19 protein-coding genes are annotated in these 19905 nt (G+C 71.8%); 6 read left to right on the top strand and 13 right to left on the bottom strand.

What is annotated here, in order from left to right; translation table 11 throughout:
- Positions 1-207: 207 nt before the first annotated feature.
- The 6 genes from ACMTAK_RS35740 to ACMTAK_RS35715 form a co-directional block, all read right to left on the bottom strand.
- A complete protein-coding gene (locus ACMTAK_RS35740) occupies positions 208-1569 on the bottom strand; it encodes a hypothetical protein (protein ID WP_413810000.1) in 1362 nt (453 codons plus the stop codon).
- Between the two features lie 138 nt (positions 1570-1707).
- Complete coding sequence (locus ACMTAK_RS35735; protein WP_413809999.1) at positions 1708-2898, bottom strand: Ig-like domain-containing protein; 1191 nt, start codon at positions 2896-2898, stop codon at positions 1708-1710.
- A 347-nt stretch (positions 2899-3245) separates the two neighbouring features.
- Complete coding sequence (locus tag ACMTAK_RS35730; protein WP_413809998.1) at positions 3246-4145, bottom strand: GNAT family N-acetyltransferase; 900 nt, start codon at positions 4143-4145, stop codon at positions 3246-3248.
- 197 nt (positions 4146-4342) lie between these two features.
- Entirely contained in the window at positions 4343-4981 is a 639-nt protein-coding gene (locus ACMTAK_RS35725; RefSeq protein ID WP_413809997.1) for a LysE family translocator, read from the bottom strand.
- Positions 4982-5491: 510 nt separating this feature from the next.
- On the bottom strand, positions 5492-6001 hold the full coding sequence (locus ACMTAK_RS35720; RefSeq protein WP_413100736.1) for an inorganic diphosphatase: 510 nt from the start codon (positions 5999-6001) through the stop codon (positions 5492-5494).
- Between the two features lie 83 nt (positions 6002-6084).
- A complete protein-coding gene (locus ACMTAK_RS35715) occupies positions 6085-6786 on the bottom strand; it encodes a TetR/AcrR family transcriptional regulator (RefSeq protein ID WP_413809996.1) in 702 nt (233 codons plus the stop codon).
- Between the two features lie 120 nt (positions 6787-6906).
- Here ACMTAK_RS35715 and ACMTAK_RS35710 point away from each other — a divergent pair, with 120 nt between their 5' ends.
- Entirely contained in the window at positions 6907-7977 is a 1071-nt protein-coding gene (locus ACMTAK_RS35710; RefSeq protein ID WP_413809995.1) for a medium chain dehydrogenase/reductase family protein, read from the top strand.
- A gap of 44 nt (positions 7978-8021) precedes the next feature.
- Positions 8022-8654, top strand: coding sequence for a GntR family transcriptional regulator (locus ACMTAK_RS35705; protein ID WP_385217446.1), 633 nt, complete (start codon positions 8022-8024; stop codon positions 8652-8654).
- A gap of 70 nt (positions 8655-8724) precedes the next feature.
- Here the strand turns inward: ACMTAK_RS35705 and ACMTAK_RS35700 are convergent, their stop codons facing one another.
- From ACMTAK_RS35700 to ACMTAK_RS35690, 3 genes are all read right to left on the bottom strand, one after another.
- On the bottom strand, positions 8725-9168 hold the full coding sequence (locus ACMTAK_RS35700; RefSeq protein ID WP_413809994.1) for a cupin domain-containing protein: 444 nt from the start codon (positions 9166-9168) through the stop codon (positions 8725-8727).
- On the bottom strand, positions 9165-9974 hold the full coding sequence (locus tag ACMTAK_RS35695; RefSeq protein WP_413809993.1) for a carbon-nitrogen hydrolase family protein: 810 nt from the start codon (positions 9972-9974) through the stop codon (positions 9165-9167). Before ACMTAK_RS35695 ends, ACMTAK_RS35700 begins: the two co-directional genes overlap by 4 nt.
- Positions 9975-10193: 219 nt before the next feature.
- Complete coding sequence (locus ACMTAK_RS35690) at positions 10194-11552, bottom strand: MFS transporter (protein WP_413809992.1); 1359 nt, start codon at positions 11550-11552, stop codon at positions 10194-10196.
- Positions 11553-11814: 262 nt separating this feature from the next.
- On the opposite strand from ACMTAK_RS35690, the gene ACMTAK_RS35685 reads away from it, so the two are divergent.
- Entirely contained in the window at positions 11815-12540 is a 726-nt protein-coding gene (locus tag ACMTAK_RS35685) for a DUF2848 domain-containing protein (RefSeq protein WP_413809991.1), read from the top strand.
- 163 nt (positions 12541-12703) lie between these two features.
- Here the strand turns inward: ACMTAK_RS35685 and ACMTAK_RS35680 are convergent, their stop codons facing one another.
- Positions 12704-13144: an SPW repeat protein gene (locus ACMTAK_RS35680; protein WP_413809990.1), complete on the bottom strand. Its 441-nt coding sequence runs from the start codon at positions 13142-13144 to the stop codon at positions 12704-12706.
- A gap of 134 nt (positions 13145-13278) precedes the next feature.
- Positions 13279-13650: a 5-carboxymethyl-2-hydroxymuconate Delta-isomerase gene (locus ACMTAK_RS35675; protein ID WP_413809989.1), complete on the bottom strand. Its 372-nt coding sequence runs from the start codon at positions 13648-13650 to the stop codon at positions 13279-13281.
- A gap of 134 nt (positions 13651-13784) precedes the next feature.
- Here ACMTAK_RS35675 and ACMTAK_RS35670 point away from each other — a divergent pair, with 134 nt between their 5' ends.
- Positions 13785-13916: a hypothetical protein gene (locus tag ACMTAK_RS35670; RefSeq protein WP_256649896.1), complete on the top strand. Its 132-nt coding sequence runs from the start codon at positions 13785-13787 to the stop codon at positions 13914-13916.
- A gap of 72 nt (positions 13917-13988) precedes the next feature.
- A complete protein-coding gene (locus ACMTAK_RS35665) occupies positions 13989-14567 on the top strand; it encodes a winged helix-turn-helix domain-containing protein (RefSeq protein WP_413809988.1) in 579 nt (192 codons plus the stop codon).
- Positions 14568-14723: 156 nt separating this feature from the next.
- On the opposite strand, the gene ACMTAK_RS35660 is transcribed toward ACMTAK_RS35665, so the two are convergent.
- Positions 14724-16919, bottom strand: coding sequence for an MMPL family transporter (locus ACMTAK_RS35660; RefSeq protein WP_413809987.1), 2196 nt, complete (start codon positions 16917-16919; stop codon positions 14724-14726).
- 238 nt (positions 16920-17157) lie between these two features.
- Between ACMTAK_RS35660 and ACMTAK_RS35655 the strand changes: the two genes are divergently transcribed.
- Positions 17158-18432: a sensor histidine kinase gene (locus tag ACMTAK_RS35655; RefSeq protein WP_413809986.1), complete on the top strand. Its 1275-nt coding sequence runs from the start codon at positions 17158-17160 to the stop codon at positions 18430-18432.
- Positions 18433-18450: 18 nt separating this feature from the next.
- On the opposite strand, the gene ACMTAK_RS35650 is transcribed toward ACMTAK_RS35655, so the two are convergent.
- Positions 18451-19842 carry a PT domain-containing protein gene (locus ACMTAK_RS35650; RefSeq protein ID WP_413809985.1) on the bottom strand — a complete coding sequence of 464 codons (1392 nt, stop codon included), beginning with the start codon at positions 19840-19842 and terminating at the stop codon, positions 18451-18453.
- Between the last annotated feature and the right edge of the window lie 63 nt (positions 19843-19905).

The raw sequence follows: 19905 nt of genomic DNA, 5'->3' as shown, positions 1-19905 counted from the left end.
CGCGTCGCCGTCCCCCGGCAGATGTGGAACCCACCGGTCTGTAGCACCAGTAGGCGCGCGACTCACCGCCGACCGCCAGAGATGTGCCGCCGGATTACCCCGGATGGCGCAGCGCTCGGCGGCCTTCCCCGCGCACACCACCCGCCCCGTGCGGCGCGCGTTCGCCGTGGTCAGGGCCCCGCGTACGCAGCGCGCACAGGGCGGGGGTCAGCCGTCGCCGAAGCCGCCCCCGAAGCCACCGTCGAAGCCACCGCCGTCGCCGAAGCCACCGCCGAAACCGCCGTCGTCGAAGCCGCCGCCGGAGTCGCCGCCGTCCCCGCCGTCGCCGAAGCCACCGTCGAACGCACCCGTCCCGTAGTCGGGGCCGAGGGACCCGCCCAGCAGGGTGCCGACCAGCAGCCCGGGCAGCAGCATCGAGCCGTAGCCGCCGAAGTAGCCGCTCGCCCAGGGCCCGTAGGCCGGACCCGCGTCCCAGTACGGGCGGCGCCGGTCGCCGCCGACCGGGACGGTGCGGGCGTCGGGATAGCGGCCGTCGTCGATGCGGGTGGCGTCCGCGGCGCAGGCGGGTACGGAGCGCTGGGTGCCGCCCGGGGGTGCCCATGGGACGTCCCGGACGGAGGGGCCGTGGCGCGGGTCGAAGAAGCACGGTGGGCGCCGCTCGGGCAGCGGGCCGCCCTCGCGACGGGCGTCGAGCACCGCCAGCGCGAAGCGGCCCTCCTCCAGCGCCTCGGTCACCGGGCGTACGTCCTCGGGCCGCCGGGCGGCGGCGGACCTGGCCTTCGCCTCCTCGTAGGCGTCCAGGGCGCGGCCGTAGTCGTCCGCCATCTCGGGGGTGGACGCCGGGTCGGCGGGGTCGAAGCGGGTCCCGCCGAGCCGCTCGCCGTACGCGGTGATGTCCTCCTCGACCGCGCCGCGCACCTGCTCCAGCTCGGCCCGTTCGCGCTCGCGGCGCTGCTTGCGGGTGCGCCGCACCAGGTACAGGCCGCTTCCGCCGACGGCGGCCAGGACGATCAGCACCGCCACCGCGTCCCCCACCGACAAGGTGGAGCCCCGCGCGCCCTGGTCGCCGTCGCTCCCCTGGCCGGTCCGGTCGTGGATCGCGGTGGCCGTGTCGGTCACGAAGCCGTTCAGGACCGCGGCGAGGTCGTGCGGGTGCTGCCGCAGGTTCCGCTCCGCCAGCGCCTGCGAGGTGCGTCCGGGCAGCACCGAGGTGTCGGAGGCCGCCCCGAAGGAGGAGCCGAGTGCCACCGCGTAGACGCCGGGGCGGTCGACGGCGGCGCGCAGCCGCCCGAAGACGCGCTCACCGCCGTACGCGGGGTTGTCGGGCAGAACGGCCACATAGACCGGCACATCCGCCGTGCGGATGTGTGCCACCAGGGCACGGGCCTGTCCGGCGCTCAGGGCGTCGGAGGCGCCGGGATCGACGTACACGGGACTGCTGCGCAGCGCCTTGCCGATCTTGTTCACATCCGTTTCGGCATGGGCGCCCCCGGCGGTGAGCAGCACCGCGGTCAGGGCGACGAGGACGGCCAGCACGAGCGTGCCCCATCGTGGCGTCTTGCCGGACACACTTCACATTTACCCCCATAGAGGGCATGTATGCGCCGGGATGCCCCTCGGCGCCGCATGGCTGGGCCCCGCCACCGCCCCTCTCGGGCAGTGGCGGGACTCAGTGCTGTGCGGTCAGGTCGTGATCGTGGCCGTGGCTCAGGCTCCGGTGACGATCTGTGTGTATTCGGAGACCCCCGAGGCTCCGAAGTTGGCGTCGCCCGAGTAGACCGCGCTGACGTCCCACTCGCCTTCCGGCAGCTCCGCGTCGGAGACGAAGGCGAATCCGAAGGCGTCCACGGGCCGCTGGGTCGTGATGGTGACCGAGCCGTTGGTGAGGGTGAAGGTGACCGTGCCCGTCGGGGTGCCGTCGCCGGGCGCGACGGGTGCCACGAAGGCGACGAAGTCGATGGGCGAGCCCGCCTCGGCCGGGTTGGGGTTGGAACTGAGCGAGGTGATCGTCTGCGCCGGGTTCACCACCTGCGTCAGCGTCGCCGACGACGCGGCGAAGTTCGTGTCACCGCCGTAGTTGGCCGTCACGGTGTGCGAACCCGCGCCCAGTCCGCTGGTGGTGAACGTCGCCGTGCCGCCCGACAGGGGCTGGGTGAACGAACCGCCCCCGCTGCCACTGATCACGAAGGTGACCGAGCCGGTCGGGACCCCGGTGGCGGGCGCGTTCGGCGTGACCGTGGCGGTGAACGTCACCGGCTGCCCGAACACGGACGGGTTCACCGAGGACGTCAGCGTCGTGGTCGTGGCCGCGGGCCCGGGGGTCACGGTGTGGGTGTCGGTGCCGGTGGACGGCAGGAAGTTGGCGTCGCCGCCGTAGATGGCGACCACGGTGTGGGGGCCGGCACCGAGGGTGCTGAGGGTGAGCGTGGCCATGCCGCCCGACAGCGCCTGGGTGAACGAACCGCCCCCGCTGCCGCTGATGACGAAGGTGACCGTGCCGGTCGGGGTCCCGGTGGCGGGCGCGATCGGGGTGACCGTGGCGGTGAACGTCACCGGCTGCCCCAGGGTCGAGGGGTCCGGCGCCGACGTCACCGATGTCGTCGTCGACGCCTGGATCACGACGACGGCCGTGGTGCCGGTGGACGGGGTGAAGTTGGCGTCGCCGTTGTAGGTGGCGGTGACGATGTGGGCGCCGACGCTCAGACCGCTCGCGGTGACGGAGACGGTCCCGCCGGACAGCGTCCCGGTCAGGGTGGGACCGCCGCTGACCACGAAGGTGACGGTGCCCGTGGGCGTTCCGGCGCCGACGGGTATCACGGTGGCGGTGAGCGTGACCGACTGCCCGGACACGGCGGGGTTCGGTGCCGCCGTGACCAGGGTGATCGTGGGTGAAGCCATGATGGCCCTCCAAGTGGGGTGGGGTGGTGGGCCGTTGCTCGCCACGCGGGCCGTGACCGCGACACGTGGCGGCGCATCAGGGGTTGGGGGGTGCGCGCTTATGGCGTTCGGCGCGGGATGCGCGCCTCGCCGTCCCCCGGCAGATGTGAAACCCACCGGTCTTTAGCACCAGTAGGCGCGCGACATGCCACCAACACCATAGATACGCCCCCGAATTACCCCATACGGCGCAGCGCCCACCCCCTCCCCCAGCGCACCTCCCACCCCATGCGCGGCGCGCGGCTACGGCCTTCAACTGCCCGCGCACGCGGGGCACGTGGCGTGGCGTGGCGTCGCGTCGCGTCGCGTCAGAGGAATTGGCCGCTGGCCAGGTAGGGCGCCGGGGGCGGCATGGCGCGGAGGGCCAGATAGCCCTCCTGGCCGATGTCGAGGCGGGCGGCCAGGCCGACGTCGACCGCCCATTCGTTGGCCGGGGTGATGCAGTTGACGAGGGTGTCGCCGCTGGAGGTGGCCAGGGCCTCCCAGAGCAGGTCCTGGGCGGTGGCCGGGTGGGCGGCGGCGAGGAGGGCGGCGCGGCCCTGGTCGTCGATGTAGACATAGCCCGGTCTGCCGTAGGCGCGGGAGACGACGAGCCGCAGGGTGCCCCGCATATAGGTGTGGTCGGGGCCGTGGCCGGCGCCGCGCAGCCGCCGGTCGAGGTGGTTCATCCAGTCGATGTCGTCGTCCCGTCCCTCACGGACGCCGGTGATGGCGGGGAGGGTGGCGCGGTCGACGGTGCCGACCATGCGCATCTGGGGGTGGAGCGAGAACCCGGCGAGCCGGTAGCGCCGGGTCGCCCCGGGGTGGACGCTGGAGGAGAACATGCCCTGGCGGCCGTCGGCATGGGCCAGGGCGGCGTCCATGAGGCGTCGGCCGATGCCCTTGGCCTGGTGGCCGGGGAGCACGCCGTAGGTGGCGAGGAACCAGAACGGGCCGCGGTTCTGGGAGATGGCGAAGCCGATGACGCCGTCGTCGCCTTCGGATTCGTCCACGGCGACCCAGCAGCCGCCCGGGTCCTCGATGAGGAAGTGGCGCATCCGGTCGATCCACTGCCGGGAGGCGGCGGCCGGGCGGGGCCGGGGCTCGGGTTCGCCGACCCTCCTGCTGCGGCGGTCGGCCTCGAGGAAGGTGGTGGCCGAGGCGCGTTCGGCGGAGGGGAGGTCGTCGGAGCACAGCGGCCTGATCCGGACGGAGTCCATACAGTCCATACGGGGCTAGGGTCCTTCTGACGGATCTCCGTGGAGGAAGGAGCGGCGTCAGGGGGCACCTCCCAGCGGTAGCTGGGGGAGCGTGCTCTCGGCGTGCCGCGCGGAAGCCCTCGTAGCGGAGCTACTTGGGTTTTCGCGCGGTGGGGCGAGAGGGCGTGCCGGGCGTCGCGACGCCGCGGAGATCCGTCAGAAGGGCCCTAGTCCGCTCGGCCGGTCGCGGCGACGGTGACGCCGAGGCCGATCATGGATAGTCCGCCGGCACCGCCGACCATGGCGAGGCGCCGCGGGGAGCGGGCGAACCAGGTGCGGGCGGTGGCCGCGGCCAGGCCCCAGACGCTGTCGGAGACCACCGCGATGGCGTTGAAGACCAGCCCGAGCAGCAGCATCTGCGGTACGACATGTCCCTGCTCGCGGTCGACGAACTGGGGCAGTACGGCGGCGAAGAACACGATCGTCTTGGGGTTGGCCACACCGACCGCGAACCCCTCCCACAGCGTCCGCAGGCCCCCGTGGGCGGGGCCGTCGCCGGTGAAGGCGGCCTGGAGCGAGCGGCGCTGCCGCACCGCCTTGACCCCCAGGTACACCAGATAGGCGGCGCCCACCAGCTTCAGCGCGGTGAAGACGAGGTCCGAGCGCTCCACCACCGATCCGACGCCCAGTGCCACGGCCACGACCAGCGCATACGCCCCGAGCGTATTGCCGACGACCGTGGTCAGCGCGGCGCGGCGGCCCTGGGCCAGTGCCCGGCCGACCACGAAGAGCACGCTCGGACCGGGGATCACGATCAGCAGGAAGGACATGGCCGCGAAGGCGAGCAGTCGGTCGATGGACACCATGAAGCGCATCGAAGCATGCGAACGGCGCGCGGCTCCAGCGCTTTTCCCGGTCGCGTGACGCACCGGACGCGCTCCACGATCGGTGGACCTCGCCGTAACCCCGGGCGCCCGGGTCCGCCCGGGGCATGGCCCGCCGACTGCCCCAACTGGTGCGTCGCTCGCCGGCGTTGGCCTGGAAGGTGGACGTACGGCGGTGGTGGCGCTGGTGGTGTGCCAGGCGCTGCCGGGGCTCCGGGACGCGCTGCCCTCGATCGTCGTGCTGGCGGGGGCGGCCGGGCCGCGGGCGCTGCTGGGCATCGCGGTCAGCAACATCTCCGGCCGGCTCTCCCCGCGGATCTCCCGGGATGTGCCGAGGTGGCGCGGGAACGGGGTGCCCCGGGCTGTTCCGGGAGCTGCGGGAGCCGCGGAACGACCGCGGGGTGCCGGAGAACGACCGCGGGGTACCGACGCCGCGCGAGGCGGTGCCCTGAGCGTCGGCCCTGCTCAGGGGCACGGCGCCACCGGTCCCGCTCAGGGGCTCTGGAACCGGCCGGTTTCGGCCGCGCGGGCGCGGGAGGAGGCTATCTCGGCGTAGGCCCGGTCGCGGCCCTCCCAGTGGGAGCCCTCGACGGACTTGCCGGGCTCGAGGTCCTTGTAGACCTCGAAGAAGTGGGTGATCTCCTTACGGTCGAATTCGGGGACATCGTCGATGTCCTGCACGCCGACGTAGCGCGGGTCATGGGCCGGGACGCAGAGGATCTTCTCGTCCGGGCCCTGCTCGTCGCGCATGCAGTACATGCCGATGGCACGGCAGAGGATCACACAGCCGGGGAAGGTCGGCTCGGCGACGGTGACGAGGGCGTCCAGCGGATCGCCGTCCCGGCCGAGGGTGTGGTCGACATAGCCGTAGTCGGCCGGGTACTTCGTCGAGGTGAACAGCATCCGGTCCAGCCGGATCCGGCCGGTCTCATGGTCCATCTCGTACTTGTTGCGGGACCCCTCCGGGATCTCCACGACCACATCGAACTCACCCTGCTCCATCGCGGCCTCCGCTCCCCGTCGCGCTCCGGTGTCCCTCCAGTGTGCGCCGGGCCCGCCGGGCGGGCAGCTCGGACCGGGGCACCTCAGCCGCCCCGCACCAGGGCGTCGATCTCGGCCTCGAAGAGGACCGAGGGATCAAAGCCCATGCCCGCGAACTGGCCTTGAACATCAAGGCTGATCACGCCGTGGAGCCGGGTCCAGGTGCGCAGCGCACGGCCCTTCAGCTCACCGCCGGGCTCCTCCCCGGGCACCCAGGAGCCCACGCCCTCGAGATGGCGCGCCAACTCGGCCTCGAGCTCGGTGAGGGGCTGCCGCTCGTGGCTCGTGGTGGCGCCGCGCGCGGTGGCGCCATCGGCATCACCGACGGCGGAGCAGGCGTCAACGATGGTCCGCATCATCCCGCCCGCGATCTCGGCGGTCTCCGGCGGCGCGTGGTAACCGGGCACCGGGGTCCCGTAGATGAGCAGATAGCGGTCGGGCTGGCGCTTCGCCCAGTCGCGCAGGGCGCGGGCCATGGCGCGGAAGCGGTCGGCGGGGGCGGCGTCGGCGACGGCCTGGGCGAGGGTTTCGGCCAGATCGCGGTAGGTGTCGGTGATCAGCTCGGTCAGCAGCTCGTCCCGGCTCGCGAAATAGCGGTACAGCGCGGGGCCGGTCATCCCCATCGCCTTCGCGATCGCGTTCACCGAGATGCCCGCCGTGCCCGACTCGGCCAGCTGGGCCAGGGCCACGGCCTTGGCCTCCTCCCGGGTCTGTTTGCGATAGCGCTCTCGCCGTGCTGTCGCCATGGACGCGCCTCCCGTGTGGGCCTTCGAACTCGGACTTGACACCTCGAGAGTAACAGGTTCATTGTTTGGTTAGAAGCTCTCACAACCACGAGGGCACCTCACTTCGAAACGAGGTCAGCCATGATCACCGAAGTCGTTCTGCCGGGCCGGGTGGAGCCCGAAGGGCTCGAGCTCCGCACCCGCCCGCTGCCCGAGCCCGGTCCCGGGCAGGCACTGGTGGCCGTCGAGGCGTCGGGGGTCTCCTTCGCGGAGCAGCAGATGCGCCGCGGGAAGTACTACGACCAGCCGCCGTTCCCCTTCGTGCCCGGCTATGACCTGGTGGGCACGGTGGTCTCGACCGGCCCCGGGGTGGATCAGGCCCTGCGGGGGCGCCGGTTCGCGGCGCTCACGAAGATCGGCGGCTGGGCCAGTCACGCCCTCGTCGACGCGGGCGATCTGGTGGAGGTCCCCGAGGGGGTGGACGCGGCCGAGGCCGAGACGGTGGTGGTCAACGGGATCACGGCCTGGCAGATGCTCCACCGCGTGGCCAAGGTGCGCCCCGGGATGACCGTGCTGGTCCACGGGGCCAACGGCGGGGTGGGCACCACTCTGGTCCAGCTCGCCCGCCACTCGGGCGTCAAGGTCATCGGCACCGCCTCGCCCCGCCACCACGACGCGGTGCACGCCCTCGGCGCCACCCCGCTCGACTACCGCGATCCGGATCTGCCCGCCCGGGTGCGGGCGTTGGCGCCGGGCGGTGTCGACGCGGTCTTCGACCACATCGGCGGCGAGGGCATCGTGGACTCCTTCCGGCTGCTCGCCCGCGGCGGCACGCTGGTCTCCTACGGCACGGCGGCCACCCGGGACGTCCCCGGCTCGTCGCGGGCCCCGGTGCTCAAGCTGCTCGCCCGGCTGACCCTGTGGAACCTGCTGCCGAACGGACGGCGGGCGCACTTCTTCAACCTCTGGGCCGGGCGGCGGCGTCTGGCCGCCTTCCAGGGGCGGATCCGCACCGACCTGGGGCAGGTGCTGGAGCTGATGGCGAAGGGCGAGTTCACCGCATTGGTGGCGGCGAGGATTCCGCTTTCCGACGCCGCGAAGGCGATGCGGCTGGCCGAGTCCGGCACCGTCGCCGGAAAGGTGGTCCTCGTCGCGGGGGCCGTGGAGGGCTCCTGGATACCCGACTCCCCCGACGCGGCCACCGGTCCGTGATAATTTTCGTATACGAATTGTATGCGAAGCAGCATGGGGGCCCAGTGCCAGCGCAGTCCGGACGAGAAAAGGCGTACGCGTTCCTCAAGGAGACCGTACTGACCGATCCCGACATGCAGGGCAGGTTCCTCACCGAGCAGGAGATCGCCGACCGGATCGGCATCTCCCGGACCCCGATCCGCGAGGCCCTGCTCCTGCTGGCGGCCGAGGACCTGGTCCAGCTGGTCCCCAAGCGGGGTGCGCATATCGCCCCGCTCTCCGGCCGGGAGATCACCGAGCTGATGGAGCTGCGCGGGATCGTCGAGCGCCACGCCGCCGAGCGGACCATCGAGGCGGGCACGGTGCCGGTCGAGAAGCTGACGGAGCTGCTGGAGCGGCAGCGCGAGCTGATGGGGCCGGAGCAGGCCAAGGAGTTCATCGCCGTGGACCACCTCTTCCACGCGACCATGATCGCCGCGGTGGGCAATGAACTCCTCAACCGGCACTACGACGGGCTGCGCAGCCGCCAGATCCGGGCCGGGGTGGTGGCCCTCTACACCCAGACCGGCCGCCAGGAGGAGGTGCTCGGCGAGCACCGGGCGATCCTGGACGCGGTGGCCTCCGGGGACCCGGAGGCGGCCCGCGCGGCGATCAGCGCCCATCTGGGGTCGACGCTGAAGGTGCTGCTCGCCGGGTGAGCCACCGCCCGGGAGTGAGCCACCGCCCGGGGGACTCACCGCCCGGGGTGAGGCACTGCCCGGGGGTGCGTCACCGCCCGGCCGTCGCGTCCGGATAGGTGATCACCAGCATGGTGACGCCCTCCTCGGAGACCCAGGGGCCATGCGGCATCCCCGGCGGCCGGCAGGCGTAGAAGCCGCGCGAGAAGGTCTCCCCCAGGGTCAGATCGCGCATGCTGCCCTCGAGGAGATAGACCTCCTCCCAGCCGTCGTGGCGGACCACCCCGGACGGAGAGGTGTCCGTCCCCGGCTCCCAGCGCACCAGTGCGGTGGTGTGGGTGCCGCTCCCGTCCGCGGCGAGGATCTGTTCGCTGACCCCCGCGGCCGCGCCCGGCGGCCGCCGCCAGGGCGCGACGGGCAGATGGAACTCGTGCTCCGGCTTGGCCCCGGCGGTGCCGCTCATGGCCGTACGCCCGGCCTCGCCCATGGTCGTACGCCCGGCCTCGCCCATGGTCGTACGCCCGGCCTCGCTCATGACTGTCCGCCCAGCCTGCGGTTGGCCAGGACGGACACCGTGCGGCGCACGGCGGTGACCTCCTCGGTGTCCACCTCCCCCACCAGCAGACCCGGCCCCGCGTCCAGCCGCTCCCGTACGGTGCCGTCGGGGCCGATCAGTGCGCTGTGGCCGATACCGGTGGGCGCGGAGGACGTGGCGGTCACGCCGGACGCCTCCGGGTCGGCCTGGCCCACGGCCGCCAGCCATACGGTGGCGTCCAGCGCCCGCGCCCGGGTCAGCAGCTCCCACTGCTCGCGCTTACCGGGCCCCGCGCCCCAGGAGGCGGGCAGCAGGGAGAGCACCGCGCCCGCGTCGGCATGGGCCCGGAAGAGCTCGGGGAACCGTACGTCGTAGCAGGTGGCCAGGCCGATCCGGACGCCGTCGAGGTCGAAGGTCACCACCTCGGAGCCCGGGGCCACCGTCTTGGACTCGGCGAAGCCGAAGGCGTCATACAGATGGATCTTGTCGTAGGAGGTCTCCACCCCCGGGCCGGTGGCCAGCAGGGTGTTGGTCACCCGGCCGTCGGGCGCCGGGGTGAACATCCCGGCCACGACCACCAGCCCGGCGTCCTTCGCGATCTGCCGGACCTCGGTGGCCCAGGGGCCGTCCAGCGGTTCGGCGATGGGGCCGAGCCGGGTGCCGAAGCAGGCCATGGCCGCCTCCGGGAAGGCGACCAGACGCGCTCCGGCAGCCGCCGCCCGCCGGCTCTCCTCGCGCAGCAGGGCGAGGTTCGACGCCGGGTCCGGGCCCGTGGTGATCTGGCTCAGTGCGATGCGGAGGGGCATGGCGGGTGCTTGCCTCATTTCCTGGTCGGAGGGTCGGGGTGCGGCCCTCGTCGGGAGCGTCGGAGTGCGGTCGGGGTTGGTGATCCCGGCAGGGTACGCGGTCCCATCCCGCCCCTTCCCCGGTACGGCTCGCTTTACAGCTCCGCGAAGCGGGGCGGGGTGAGGCGGGGCGGGGCGGGACAGGACGGACGGGGCAGGACGGACCGGGCAGGGCGGCGGTCAGGACACGGTCGTGGAGGCGGTGTTGTGGCCGACGGGGAGCGGCTCCGGCTCCTCCTCCTCGGCGGTCGACGGGTCCCGGCCCAGCCAGAGGCCCGCCACCGTGACCGCGGCGGTGATCGCGATGTAGATGGCCAGCGGCACCCAGGCGTGATAGGCCCCGAGCAGCGTGGTGAAGAGCAGCGGCGCGATCGCGCCGCCGATGAGCCCGGCGAGGGTGTAGGCGAGCGAGGAGCCGGTGTAGCGCAGCCGCGGGGAGAACTGCTCGGCGATGAAGGCCGCCTGCGGCCCGTACATCAGCGAGTGGATCACCAGCGCGCCGACGACCCCGAGGGTGAGCAGCGCCCAACTGCCGTCCGCGACCAGCGGGAAGAACAGGAACGGCCAGACCCCGGCGGCCACGGCGGCGCCCACGTACAGCAACCGCCGGTTGACCCGGTCCGAGAGCGCCCCGGCCAGCGGGATGAGCACGATCTGCAGCGAGGAGCCGATCAGCACGGCGGTGAGCGCCGAGCCGCGTGACATGTCGAGTTCCCCGGTGGCGTAGGTGAGCACGAAGACGGTGAACATCGCGTACAGCACATCGGGGGCGACCCGGCTGAGGATCGCGGCGGTCAGCGCCCTCGGCTGGGTGGTGAACACCTCGCGCAGCGGCGCCTCCGGGCGGTCCTGCGCGGCCTCCATCGCCTTGAAGACCGGGGTCTCCTCCAGCTTGGCGCGGATCCACAGACCGAACACCACCAGGAGCCCGGAGAGCAGGAACGCCACCCGCCAGCCCCAGTTGGTGAACTGGTCCTCCGTCAGCGCCGCGCCCAGCGCGGCCAGGACGCCATTGGCCAGCAGATTGCCCGCCGGCGGGCCGACCTGCGCGGCGGAGGCGTAGAAGCCGCGCCGCCGCGGATCGCCGAACTCGCTGGACAGCAGCACCGCGCCGCCCCACTCGCCGCCGACGCCGACGCCCTGCGCGAAGCGCAGCAGCACCAGCGCGACCGGGGCCGCGACGCCGACCGTGGCGTAGGTGGGCAGCAGCCCGATCAGCAGTGTGGCGCCGCCGATGAGCACGAGCGTCGCGATGAGCACCTTCTTGCGGCCGATGACATCGCCGAGCCGTCCGAAGACGAAGCCGCCCAGCGGCCGGGAGACATAGCCGACGGCGTAGGTGGAGAACGCCAGCAGGGTGCCGGTGGTGGGGTCCTTGGAGGGGAAGAAGAGATCGCCGAAGACCAGGGCCGCGGCGGCGGAGTAGACGGCGAAGTCGTACCACTCCAGGGCGGTGCCGGTGAGGCTGGCGACGAAGGCGCGACGGACCCCGGACCGGTCGGCCCGGGGTGGCGGTGCGCTCGATGCGGTGGGCTGCATATTCCGTCCTCGAGGTGGTGCATGAGGCTTACGGGATGGTACGTGGCGTTTTCGTGGTGGTGCGAGGGGTAGGGGTTGCGCGGATCGGCCTTCCGGCATACTTCTTGTATACCAAGCGTATGCGCAACCCCTCCGGAGGAAGTTAACCGCTTCGAAACCGCGAAATGCGCGGTCACCCGCGGCAGCGGGTCACCGCCCGGCAAGCACAGAAACCGCAGATCGCCCCCACAAGCCCCACCGCGCCCTGGAGAACACAGCAGCCATGACAACGAAGCCGTCGCAGCCCACAGCACAGTCCGCCCCGTCCTCGCTCACCTTCGAACTCCCCGATGGCTCCCTGCACCACGTGGAGGTCGTCCAGGTGCTCAACGCGGGCTACGCGGGACGCAGCCAGGAGGATGTGGCCGCCCATGTGGCCGAGCTCGCCGAGCTGGGCGTGCCCGCACCCTCCGTGACACCCGCCCTCTACCCGGTCGCCCCCTACCTGGCCCAGCAGACCGGCCGCGTCAGCGTGCAGCACGCCCGCACCTCGGGCGAGGCCGAGTGGGCGCTGGTCGTGGCCGCGGAGGGGGAACTGCTGCTGACCGCGGCCTGCGACCACACCGACCGGGAGCTGGAGGTCCACGGCGTGGCCTGGAGCAAGAACGCGGCCCCGGATGTGCTGGCCACGCGTGCCTGGCGGCTGTCCGATGTGGCGCCCCGCCTCGACGATCTGACGCTCCGCGCCTGGGTCACTCACGAGGGTGAGGAGACCGAGGTGCAGAGCGGCACCCTGGCCGAGCTGCTGCCGCCCGCGTACTGGGTCGAGGTGCTGCGCGAACGCGGTGACCTGGTGCCCGGCACCGTGCTGATCTCCGGCACCATCCCGATGGCCGAGGGCGTGGACCAGTTCGCCGGGCGCTGGCGGGTGGAGCTGGGCGACCCGGCCACCGGCCGGACCATCGAGTGCTCCTACGACGTGGTCCCGCTGCCCGAGCCGATCGGCTGAGACCCGCACAAAAGCACGCACAAAAGCCCCGCACAAGAGCCCGTGCAAAAGCCCCGCACCAGGGCGGGGTCAACGTGTGAAGGCCGTCCGCCGCACGGCCCCGAAGGGTATGCGGTGGACGGCCTTCGCCGTTGTCCAGACGGTTCGGTGATTCAGCGTCCGGTCAGGTTTCCCTGCCCTTCCGCATCACCATGCCGGCCGCGATCAGGCCGAACAGGCAGGTGATGGCACCCACGACGACATTGTTCACGATCATCCCGGCATCGGCGCCCCGGGCGACCACCCAGGGAGAAATGATCATCCATACACCGATCGCGGACATGGCCCAGCACAGGCTGTACATCCTCCTCGGCGCCGTGGTGAGGCCGAGCCCCAGCAGGGCGATGGTGATACCGAGGACGAGGTTGTTGACCGTGAGGTTGGGGCTGGCGCCGGAGAAGTGCACCACCCAGGGAGAGATGGCGAAGTACAGACCGGCGAGAAGCACCGGCCCGTCGAGGAAGACAACGTCCCGCGCGTCCATCATGCGTGCGTAGCGCTCCCGCATCTCGGACACGTCGGGGTGGCCCGTTATATCGCCTCTCGCACGTGAGACGTCGGCCATTCGACTCGCCTCCTTCGATCCATGCAAGTCTGACCGCACAGTGCGGTAAAAACACCGCACCCCCATTGTGCGCCTCGCCTTGGTATATAGGTAGATGCCGGAATTGCTCGCGAAGGTGTATCGTGCGCCTCCGTTCAGGCGGGATGGACCGCCTCGTGCTTCTCGTAGCAGTCCCGGTCGAGATCCCGCACGTCGACGGTGGTCCGCACGGTCAGCCCCGGCACCGGCGACACATGGGCGCGCGCCACCCCCATCACCGCGGCGGACAGCTCCCGCTTGGTCTCCGCGTCGCGCCCGGACAGGATCGACACCTCGATGTGGATCATGGCGAGGTCATCGGCACCGTCCGCGAGATGGGACTCCTCTATCCGCCGGAACCGGGTCTTGCAGCCCGCCACCGCCGTGTCGACGGTCTTGGCGACCACCGGGTGCAGGGCGGCACCGAAGCCGGGGCGGTCGAACGCGTCGGTCAGGGTGTCGGAGTATTCGACGACGATGTGCGGCATGGGCTTGCGCTCCTCAAGGGGTACGCGGCGGCCTGCGGAAGCTTTCCGCGCGGGGCCTCTTACCGGGGCATCGTCGCACCTCTTCCCGGTCAACGGCCGAGCGCTCCGGGCCCGGTATCTGCTTCAATAGGGCCATGGCCAGCCTCCATGACATCGCGACGGGTCGTTACGACCTCGAGCCGTTCTGGCCGTCCCGGCAGGCGCACCACTTCGACCGCGAGTGTTGCCGCGCATCCGATGCGCGGGCCCGCTCGCTCGGCCGCTGACCTCTCCGCCCGGCCGCCCAGCCCGCGCGCACGACGTCCACTGACGCCCTCTCGCGCGAAAGAGCTGACCTCATGACGAACCTCCGTGGCCTGTCGTCCGCCTCCGCCTCCGCTCCAGCGGCCCCGACCAGCCCATCCGTCCCTCCCGCCCGCCAGCGGCTGCGAGCCGTCGCACCCGACGAGGTGCCACCGGTCGCCGATCTGCTGCACCCCGGCGCCACCTGGCTGCCCGCTCCCCCGCACACCGTGCCCGCGCTCCCCGGCCATCCGCCGATGGTCGGCTATCTGGTGCTGGTCCCGGCCGACCGGCAGGTACCCGAGGCGGCGGAGCCGCCCACGGAGGGGGTTCCGGCGGTGACGGGTGACGAGCTGATCCGGGTCGACCCCGACCAGCGGACCGCCGAGATCGCCGGGCGGCCGCTGGACCTGACGTACCTCGAGTTCGAGCTGCTGAGCCATCTCGTCGCCCATCCGCACCGGGTGCACACCCGCGATCAGCTGGTGACCACGGTGTGGGGGTACGGCCATGTCGGCGACGGCCGGACCGTCGACGTCCATGTGGCCCGGCTGCGCCGCAAGATGGGCGCCGAGCACCGGGGGACGATCGTGACGGTGCGGCGGGTGGGGTACAAGTACGTGCCCACCGTCTGAACGCGTCCATGAACCCTGACGCCCGCCGTGCCGGGCAGGCCGACGGCCTGTCCGCCACGGCGGGCGCGTGCGGTGCGGGGCCGGGACCTCAGCGGATCCGGCACCTCGGCGGATCCGGAACCTCAGCGGATCCGGCACCTCAGCGGATCCGGAACCTCAGCGGCCCGCCCCCACCAGCGGCGGTCGGGGCCGCTCCACCGGCTCCTCACCGTGGCTCACGTTCGGCAGCCACCGCAGGGCGCGCGGCAGGTACCAGTTGCGCTCGCCGAGCAGCGCCATCACCGAGGGCAGCAGCACCATCCGCACCAGCGTGGCGTCCACCAGCACCGCGACCGCGAGCCCGACGCCCATCTGCTGCATGTCCTGCATCCGCAGCAGCGCGAAGACCGCGAACGCGGCGACCATGATGGCGGCCGCCCCGGTGACCGAGCCGGCCGTCGTCCGGATGCCCTCGCGGATCGCGTCCCGGGTGGCGAGCCCCCGCTCATGGGCCTCCCGGATCCGCGAGACCACGAACACGTGGTAGTCCATCGACAGCCCGAAGAGGATGACGAGGACGAACAGCGGCATCCACCCCTCGATCGCCCCGGCCGGCTCCATCCCCAGCCACTCCGCGCCCCAGCCGTGCTGGAAGACGGCGGTCATCGTGCCGTACGCGGCGCCCACCGACAGCAGGTTGAGCAGGATGGAGACGATCGCGATCGGCAGCGACCGGAAGCAGAGCAGCATCAGCACGAAGGTCACGGCGGCGATGAAGAGGAAGACCGGTGCGATGTCCGTCTTCAGCTGGTCGTTGAAGTCGCGGCTGGAGGCGAGCTCACCGGTCACATGCACCTGGTCGGAGACCGGTCCGAGGATCCTCGGCACCAGATCCTCCTTGAGCGTGTCCAGGGCGCGCCGGGAGGTGGCGTCCTGACCGTCCCCGGCCAGCGGCACCTCGATCCGGGCCACCCCCTCCGTACGGTGGGCCTCGACGTCGACCGTCTTCCCGAACCGCCCGGACGCGGCGAGCTCCTTCTTGAAGTCCGCCACCGCCGCGTCGAAGCGGGCGGAGTCGATCTCGTCGGAGCGCAGCACCACCTCGGCCGGCGCGGGGCCGCCGGGGAAGGAGCCGGTGATCTCCTGGTACGCCACGGTGATGGCGGCGTCGGAGCCGAACTGCTTCTCCAGGCCGAGCTGTTCGGTCTTCATCCCGAGGGCGGGCGCGCACAGCACCAGCAGCAGCGCGCCCGATACGGCGGCGAACAGCTTCGGCTTGGCCAGGACCGGCCGCATCAGCCTGCCGGAGAGGCCACCGCCGGTGTGTACGCCCTTCTTCCGGCGGCGGCTGCGCAGCGGCACCCGCCCGGCGTCGATCCGGTCGCCCAGCCAGGACAGCATCGCGGGCAGCACGGTCACCGAGCCGAGCATCGCCATCAGCACGACCAGGATGGTGGCGACCGCGAAGCCGTGGAACAGCAGCAGCCCGGACAGGAACATCCCGGCCATCGCCAGCATGACCGTGACCCCGGAGATCAGCACCGCCCGGCCGCTGGTGGCGGCCGCGATCCGCAGCGCGGTCCCGGCGTCCCGGCCCGCCGCCCGCTCATCGCGCTCCCGCCGCAGGTAGAACAGCGAGTAGTCGACGCCGACTGCCAGGCCCACCAGGAACATCACCGAGTTGGTGGAGTCGAACACGGGCAGCTGATGGCTGACGAGGGCGAGCAGTCCGAAGCTGCCGAGGCAGGCGGTCACCGCGAGCAGCAGCGGCAGCAGCGCGGCCACCAGCGCCCCGAAGACCACCAGCAGAATGCCCAGCGCCAGCGGTACTGCGGTCAGCTCGGCCTTCTTGAAGTCGTCGGTCAGCATGTCGTCGAGCCGATGCTGGGCGGTGGCGTCGCCGAACTCGTAGGCCACGACGCCCCGATGGTCCGATTCGGTCTTCTCCACGGCCTCGACGACGGGCTCCACCCGCTTCCCGGCCGTGTCCGGGTCGCCCTTCATCTCAAAGCTGATCAGTGCCTCCCGCCCGTTCTCCGAGCGCACCGGGGGCTGCACGCGCACCGTCTCGCCCGTACGCTCCAGGCGCGCCGAGAGATCGCGGGCCGCGTCCCGCCAGCCGTCCGGGCGGTCGCTGCGCAGCATCACCATCTCGCCGGCCGGGGTCTGGAGGCCCGCGTCCTCCAGGATCTTCTCGGCGCGTGCGGAATCGCCCGTACTGTTCTCGGAGTTGGTCATCTGCCGGGACCCCGACATTCCCCCGACCACGGCGACGACCACGACGAACAGCAGCCATCCGGTGATCGCGGTCTTGCGGTGGCGGGTGGACCACCCGCCCAGCCGCACGGCCAGGCCCTTCCTCGTTGCGCTCATGGCGTCTCTCCCCGTGAGGTACGGACGGAACAGGTCATGCCACGACACTAGAAATCCGCAGGTCCGCGCCCCAGCCGGGCAGCCACCCTGTCGCCGAGCCATAGGGCGAGGCGGGGAGGTGGTGCCAGGTACACCCCGGGACGGTGTCCGGCCCCCGTGTCCGGGCGGCGGGCCGCTGACACACTGAGATGGCCCGCCGGTGCGGGCACCACATTCCGACCAGCGAGGGGGAAGCCGGATGAGGGCACGTGGAGCGCTGACGGCCTGCGCACGGGGGTTCGCCGTCTCCTGGCTCGCGCTGGTGTCGATCACCCTGTCCGTGCTGACGATCCTGTCGATCAGCTTCATCCCGCTGGGCATCGGGGTGTTCACCACCCCTCCGCTGATCCGCGCGGTGCGGGCGCACGCCAATCGGCGCCGGCTGCTGGCCGCCGCCTGGTCCGATGTGCGGATCCAGCTGCCGTACCGCCCGCTGCCGGCCGATCGGCGCTCCGGGGTCACCGGACAGGTCGAGCTGTGCACCTTCCTGCTGAAGGACCCGGCCACCTGGCGCGATCTGCTGTGGCTCCAGGTCGACATGACGGCCGGGTACGCCATCGCACTGCTGGCCTTCGTCTTCATGCCGTACGGGCTCGAGGGGTTCGTACTGGCCGCCGGGGTGTGGCAGCCGATCGTGGACGCGGGCGGCACCTACTGGTACGCGTTCCTGCCCATCGACTCGCTGGGCACCGCCCTGCTGGCCGTCCCGGTCGGTGTCGGCTTCCTCGCCCTCGGCTCGGTCCTCTCCCCCGTCCTGCTGCGCGGCCACTTCCTGCTGGCGCGCTCCTTCCTGGACCCGACCCCGCATATGGCGCTCGAGCAGCGGGTGCGGCGGCTCACCGAGACCCGGCACGACGCCGTGGACACCTCGGCCGCCGAACTGCGCCGCATCGAGCGCGATCTGCACGACGGCGCCCAGGCCCGGCTCGTGGCGATGGGCATGAGCCTGGGCACCGTGGAGGCGCTGATCGAGAAGGACCCGGCCAAGGCCAGGGAGCTGCTCGCCGCGGCCCGTACGAACTCCGCCGAGGCCCTGGCCGAGCTGCGCGACCTGGTCCGCGGCATCCATCCGCCCGTACTGGCCGAGCGCGGCCTGGGGGACGCGGTGCGCGCGCTGGGCTTGCGGATGGCGGTGCCGGTGGAGGTGGACGTGGACCTTGCCGGCCGCCCCGAGGAACCGGTCGAGTCGGCGGCGTACTTCGCGGTCAGCGAGGTGCTGACCAACGCGGCCAAGCATGCGGGCGCCTCGCGGATGTGGGTGGACGTCCACCACCAGGACGGCATGCTGCGCGTCACCGTGACCGACGACGGCCGCGGCGGCGCGGAGATCACCCCGGGCGGCGGGCTGAGCGGCGTCGAGCGGCGGCTGGGCACGTTCGACGGGGTTCTCGCGGTCAGCAGCCCGGTCGGCGGGCCCACCATGGTGACGATGGAGATCCCCTGCGCCCTCTCGGCGCAGGGCGCCGCCCGATGACGCACCCGCGCCGCGCGCTCAGTCGGTGATGTACCAGTCGTCCTTCATGTACTCCAGGGTGCTGGTCCCGATCTCGTTTTCGGAGAAGGTGACGGAGGCCTTGACCGCATCGGCCGGAATGTCGAACTTATCGGGGGTTCGTACGACGACCTTCCGCGGATCGACCGTGGCGGTCTGCAGAGCCTTCTTCTGCGTAGGCGAGATCATCTGGAACGTGACGAGGAACGTGGACGTACACGGACCGAACCCCTGGTCCTCCGCCTGCTTCGCCGCGGGCCCGGCCACCTCGCAGACCGTCTTGATGTCCTCCCGGCCCACGGCGTGCAGATACTCCTCGTACCGCCGGATCGCCCCTTCCTTCGTCCTGGGCGCGGCCTGGTCCGTGGGCTGTTCTGTGGGCTGATCCGTGGGCTGGTCCGTGGGCTGGTCCTTGGGCGGATCCGTCGGCGGCTTGTCGGCGGGCCCGCAGCTGTCGTCGGTGAAGATGCCCGACAGCAGACGCCCCGGGCGCGGGCCCATCGGCCCGTTGAATCCGCTCACATGCTGCTGCGACCCCCACCACCCGGCGTACCCCCACCAGGGCTCGCGGTTGGCGGCGCGGGCGTGCTCCCAAGTGCGCCACTCGGCGCCGCCCTTCGAGGGCCGATCGAGCGTGCCGTTCACCCACTGGTTCTTATCGGTCGGATAGGAGCCGTGTGAACCACGCGCCGAGTACACCGTCGGATGCCCGTCCTGCGGATCCAGTTCCGACCACTTCACGCTGCACGTATCCTTGCCGTGCTTCGCGAACGTCACCGCCTCCGGCTTGCCGTCGCGCAGTTGGACCGCGACGCGCTCCCAGTCGCCCTCGTGCCGGTTGCCCGGGGTCAGGTTGTTGTAGGCGTAGAAGAACCAGTAGACGTACGCCGCGCGCTTCGGGTCGGTCTTGTGGTTGTGGTACTCCCAGTAGACCGGCGCGTCAGTGCCCTCGCCCTTCCGCACCTCCTTCGGCGGGTCGAGATAGAAACCGCCGTCGGCCTCGGTCGAGGTGCGCCACTTGTCCCCGTGTCCGGGGCAGGACACCGGCTTGGACGACGACTTCCCCGGCTGCACCTCCGCGTGCTGGTAGGAGTTGTCCTTACTCCCCAACCGCCGCGGGTCGATCGGATCGGCCACCGGCCCCTCGTCACGGCAGAAGCCCTCGTGGTCGAAGCGGAGCGCGGACCGCCCGATGAACCGCGTCGCGTCCATCGGCAACAGCGACTCCCCCTTGGCCAGCCGCACCAACGGCGCGAACCGCGCGGCCTCGGCCGCGGACCCCTTCGAAGGCTCCGCCCCCGTCCACTCCTTCTCCTTCTCCGGCCCGCACGCCACCAGCGCCACCGAAAGCGACACCGCCACGCCCGCCATCACCCGCATCCGACCCAGCACCGGCTCCCCCTTCGTTCGCCCGCCACCAGCCGGCAGCAGGTCAAGAGGACATTACGCGGAATC

This window comes from Streptomyces lacaronensis (assembly GCF_047337785.1).
Classification (GTDB): Bacteria; Actinomycetota; Actinomycetes; order Streptomycetales; family Streptomycetaceae; genus Streptomyces; species Streptomyces lycopersici.
This window is presented reverse-complemented; position numbering and strand designations above follow the sequence as displayed.

Coding starts and splice junctions, on each gene's coding strand:
- ACMTAK_RS35725 (WP_413809997.1), bottom strand. CDS start 4,981: ATGGTGTCCATCGACCGACTGCTCGCCTTCGCGGCCATGTCCTTCCTG.
- ACMTAK_RS35700 (WP_413809994.1), bottom strand. CDS start 9,168: ATGAGCGAGGCCGGGCGTACGACCATGGGCGAGGCCGGGCGTACGACC.
- ACMTAK_RS35665 (WP_413809988.1), top strand. CDS start 13,989: ATGACGAACCTCCGTGGCCTGTCGTCCGCCTCCGCCTCCGCTCCAGCG.
- ACMTAK_RS35670 (WP_256649896.1), top strand. CDS start 13,785: ATGGCCAGCCTCCATGACATCGCGACGGGTCGTTACGACCTCGAGCCG.
- ACMTAK_RS35715 (WP_413809996.1), bottom strand. CDS start 6,786: ATGGCGACAGCACGGCGAGAGCGCTATCGCAAACAGACCCGGGAGGAG.
- ACMTAK_RS35660 (WP_413809987.1), bottom strand. CDS start 16,919: ATGAGCGCAACGAGGAAGGGCCTGGCCGTGCGGCTGGGCGGGTGGTCC.
- ACMTAK_RS35710 (WP_413809995.1), top strand. CDS start 6,907: ATGATCACCGAAGTCGTTCTGCCGGGCCGGGTGGAGCCCGAAGGGCTC.
- ACMTAK_RS35675 (WP_413809989.1), bottom strand. CDS start 13,650: ATGCCGCACATCGTCGTCGAATACTCCGACACCCTGACCGACGCGTTC.
- ACMTAK_RS35720 (WP_413100736.1), bottom strand. CDS start 6,001: ATGGAGCAGGGTGAGTTCGATGTGGTCGTGGAGATCCCGGAGGGGTCC.
- ACMTAK_RS35690 (WP_413809992.1), bottom strand. CDS start 11,552: ATGCAGCCCACCGCATCGAGCGCACCGCCACCCCGGGCCGACCGGTCC.
- ACMTAK_RS35685 (WP_413809991.1), top strand. CDS start 11,815: ATGACAACGAAGCCGTCGCAGCCCACAGCACAGTCCGCCCCGTCCTCG.
- ACMTAK_RS35655 (WP_413809986.1), top strand. CDS start 17,158: ATGAGGGCACGTGGAGCGCTGACGGCCTGCGCACGGGGGTTCGCCGTC.
- ACMTAK_RS35695 (WP_413809993.1), bottom strand. CDS start 9,974: ATGCCCCTCCGCATCGCACTGAGCCAGATCACCACGGGCCCGGACCCG.
- ACMTAK_RS35735 (WP_413809999.1), bottom strand. CDS start 2,898: ATGGCTTCACCCACGATCACCCTGGTCACGGCGGCACCGAACCCCGCC.
- ACMTAK_RS35730 (WP_413809998.1), bottom strand. CDS start 4,145: ATGGACTGTATGGACTCCGTCCGGATCAGGCCGCTGTGCTCCGACGAC.
- ACMTAK_RS35680 (WP_413809990.1), bottom strand. CDS start 13,144: ATGGCCGACGTCTCACGTGCGAGAGGCGATATAACGGGCCACCCCGAC.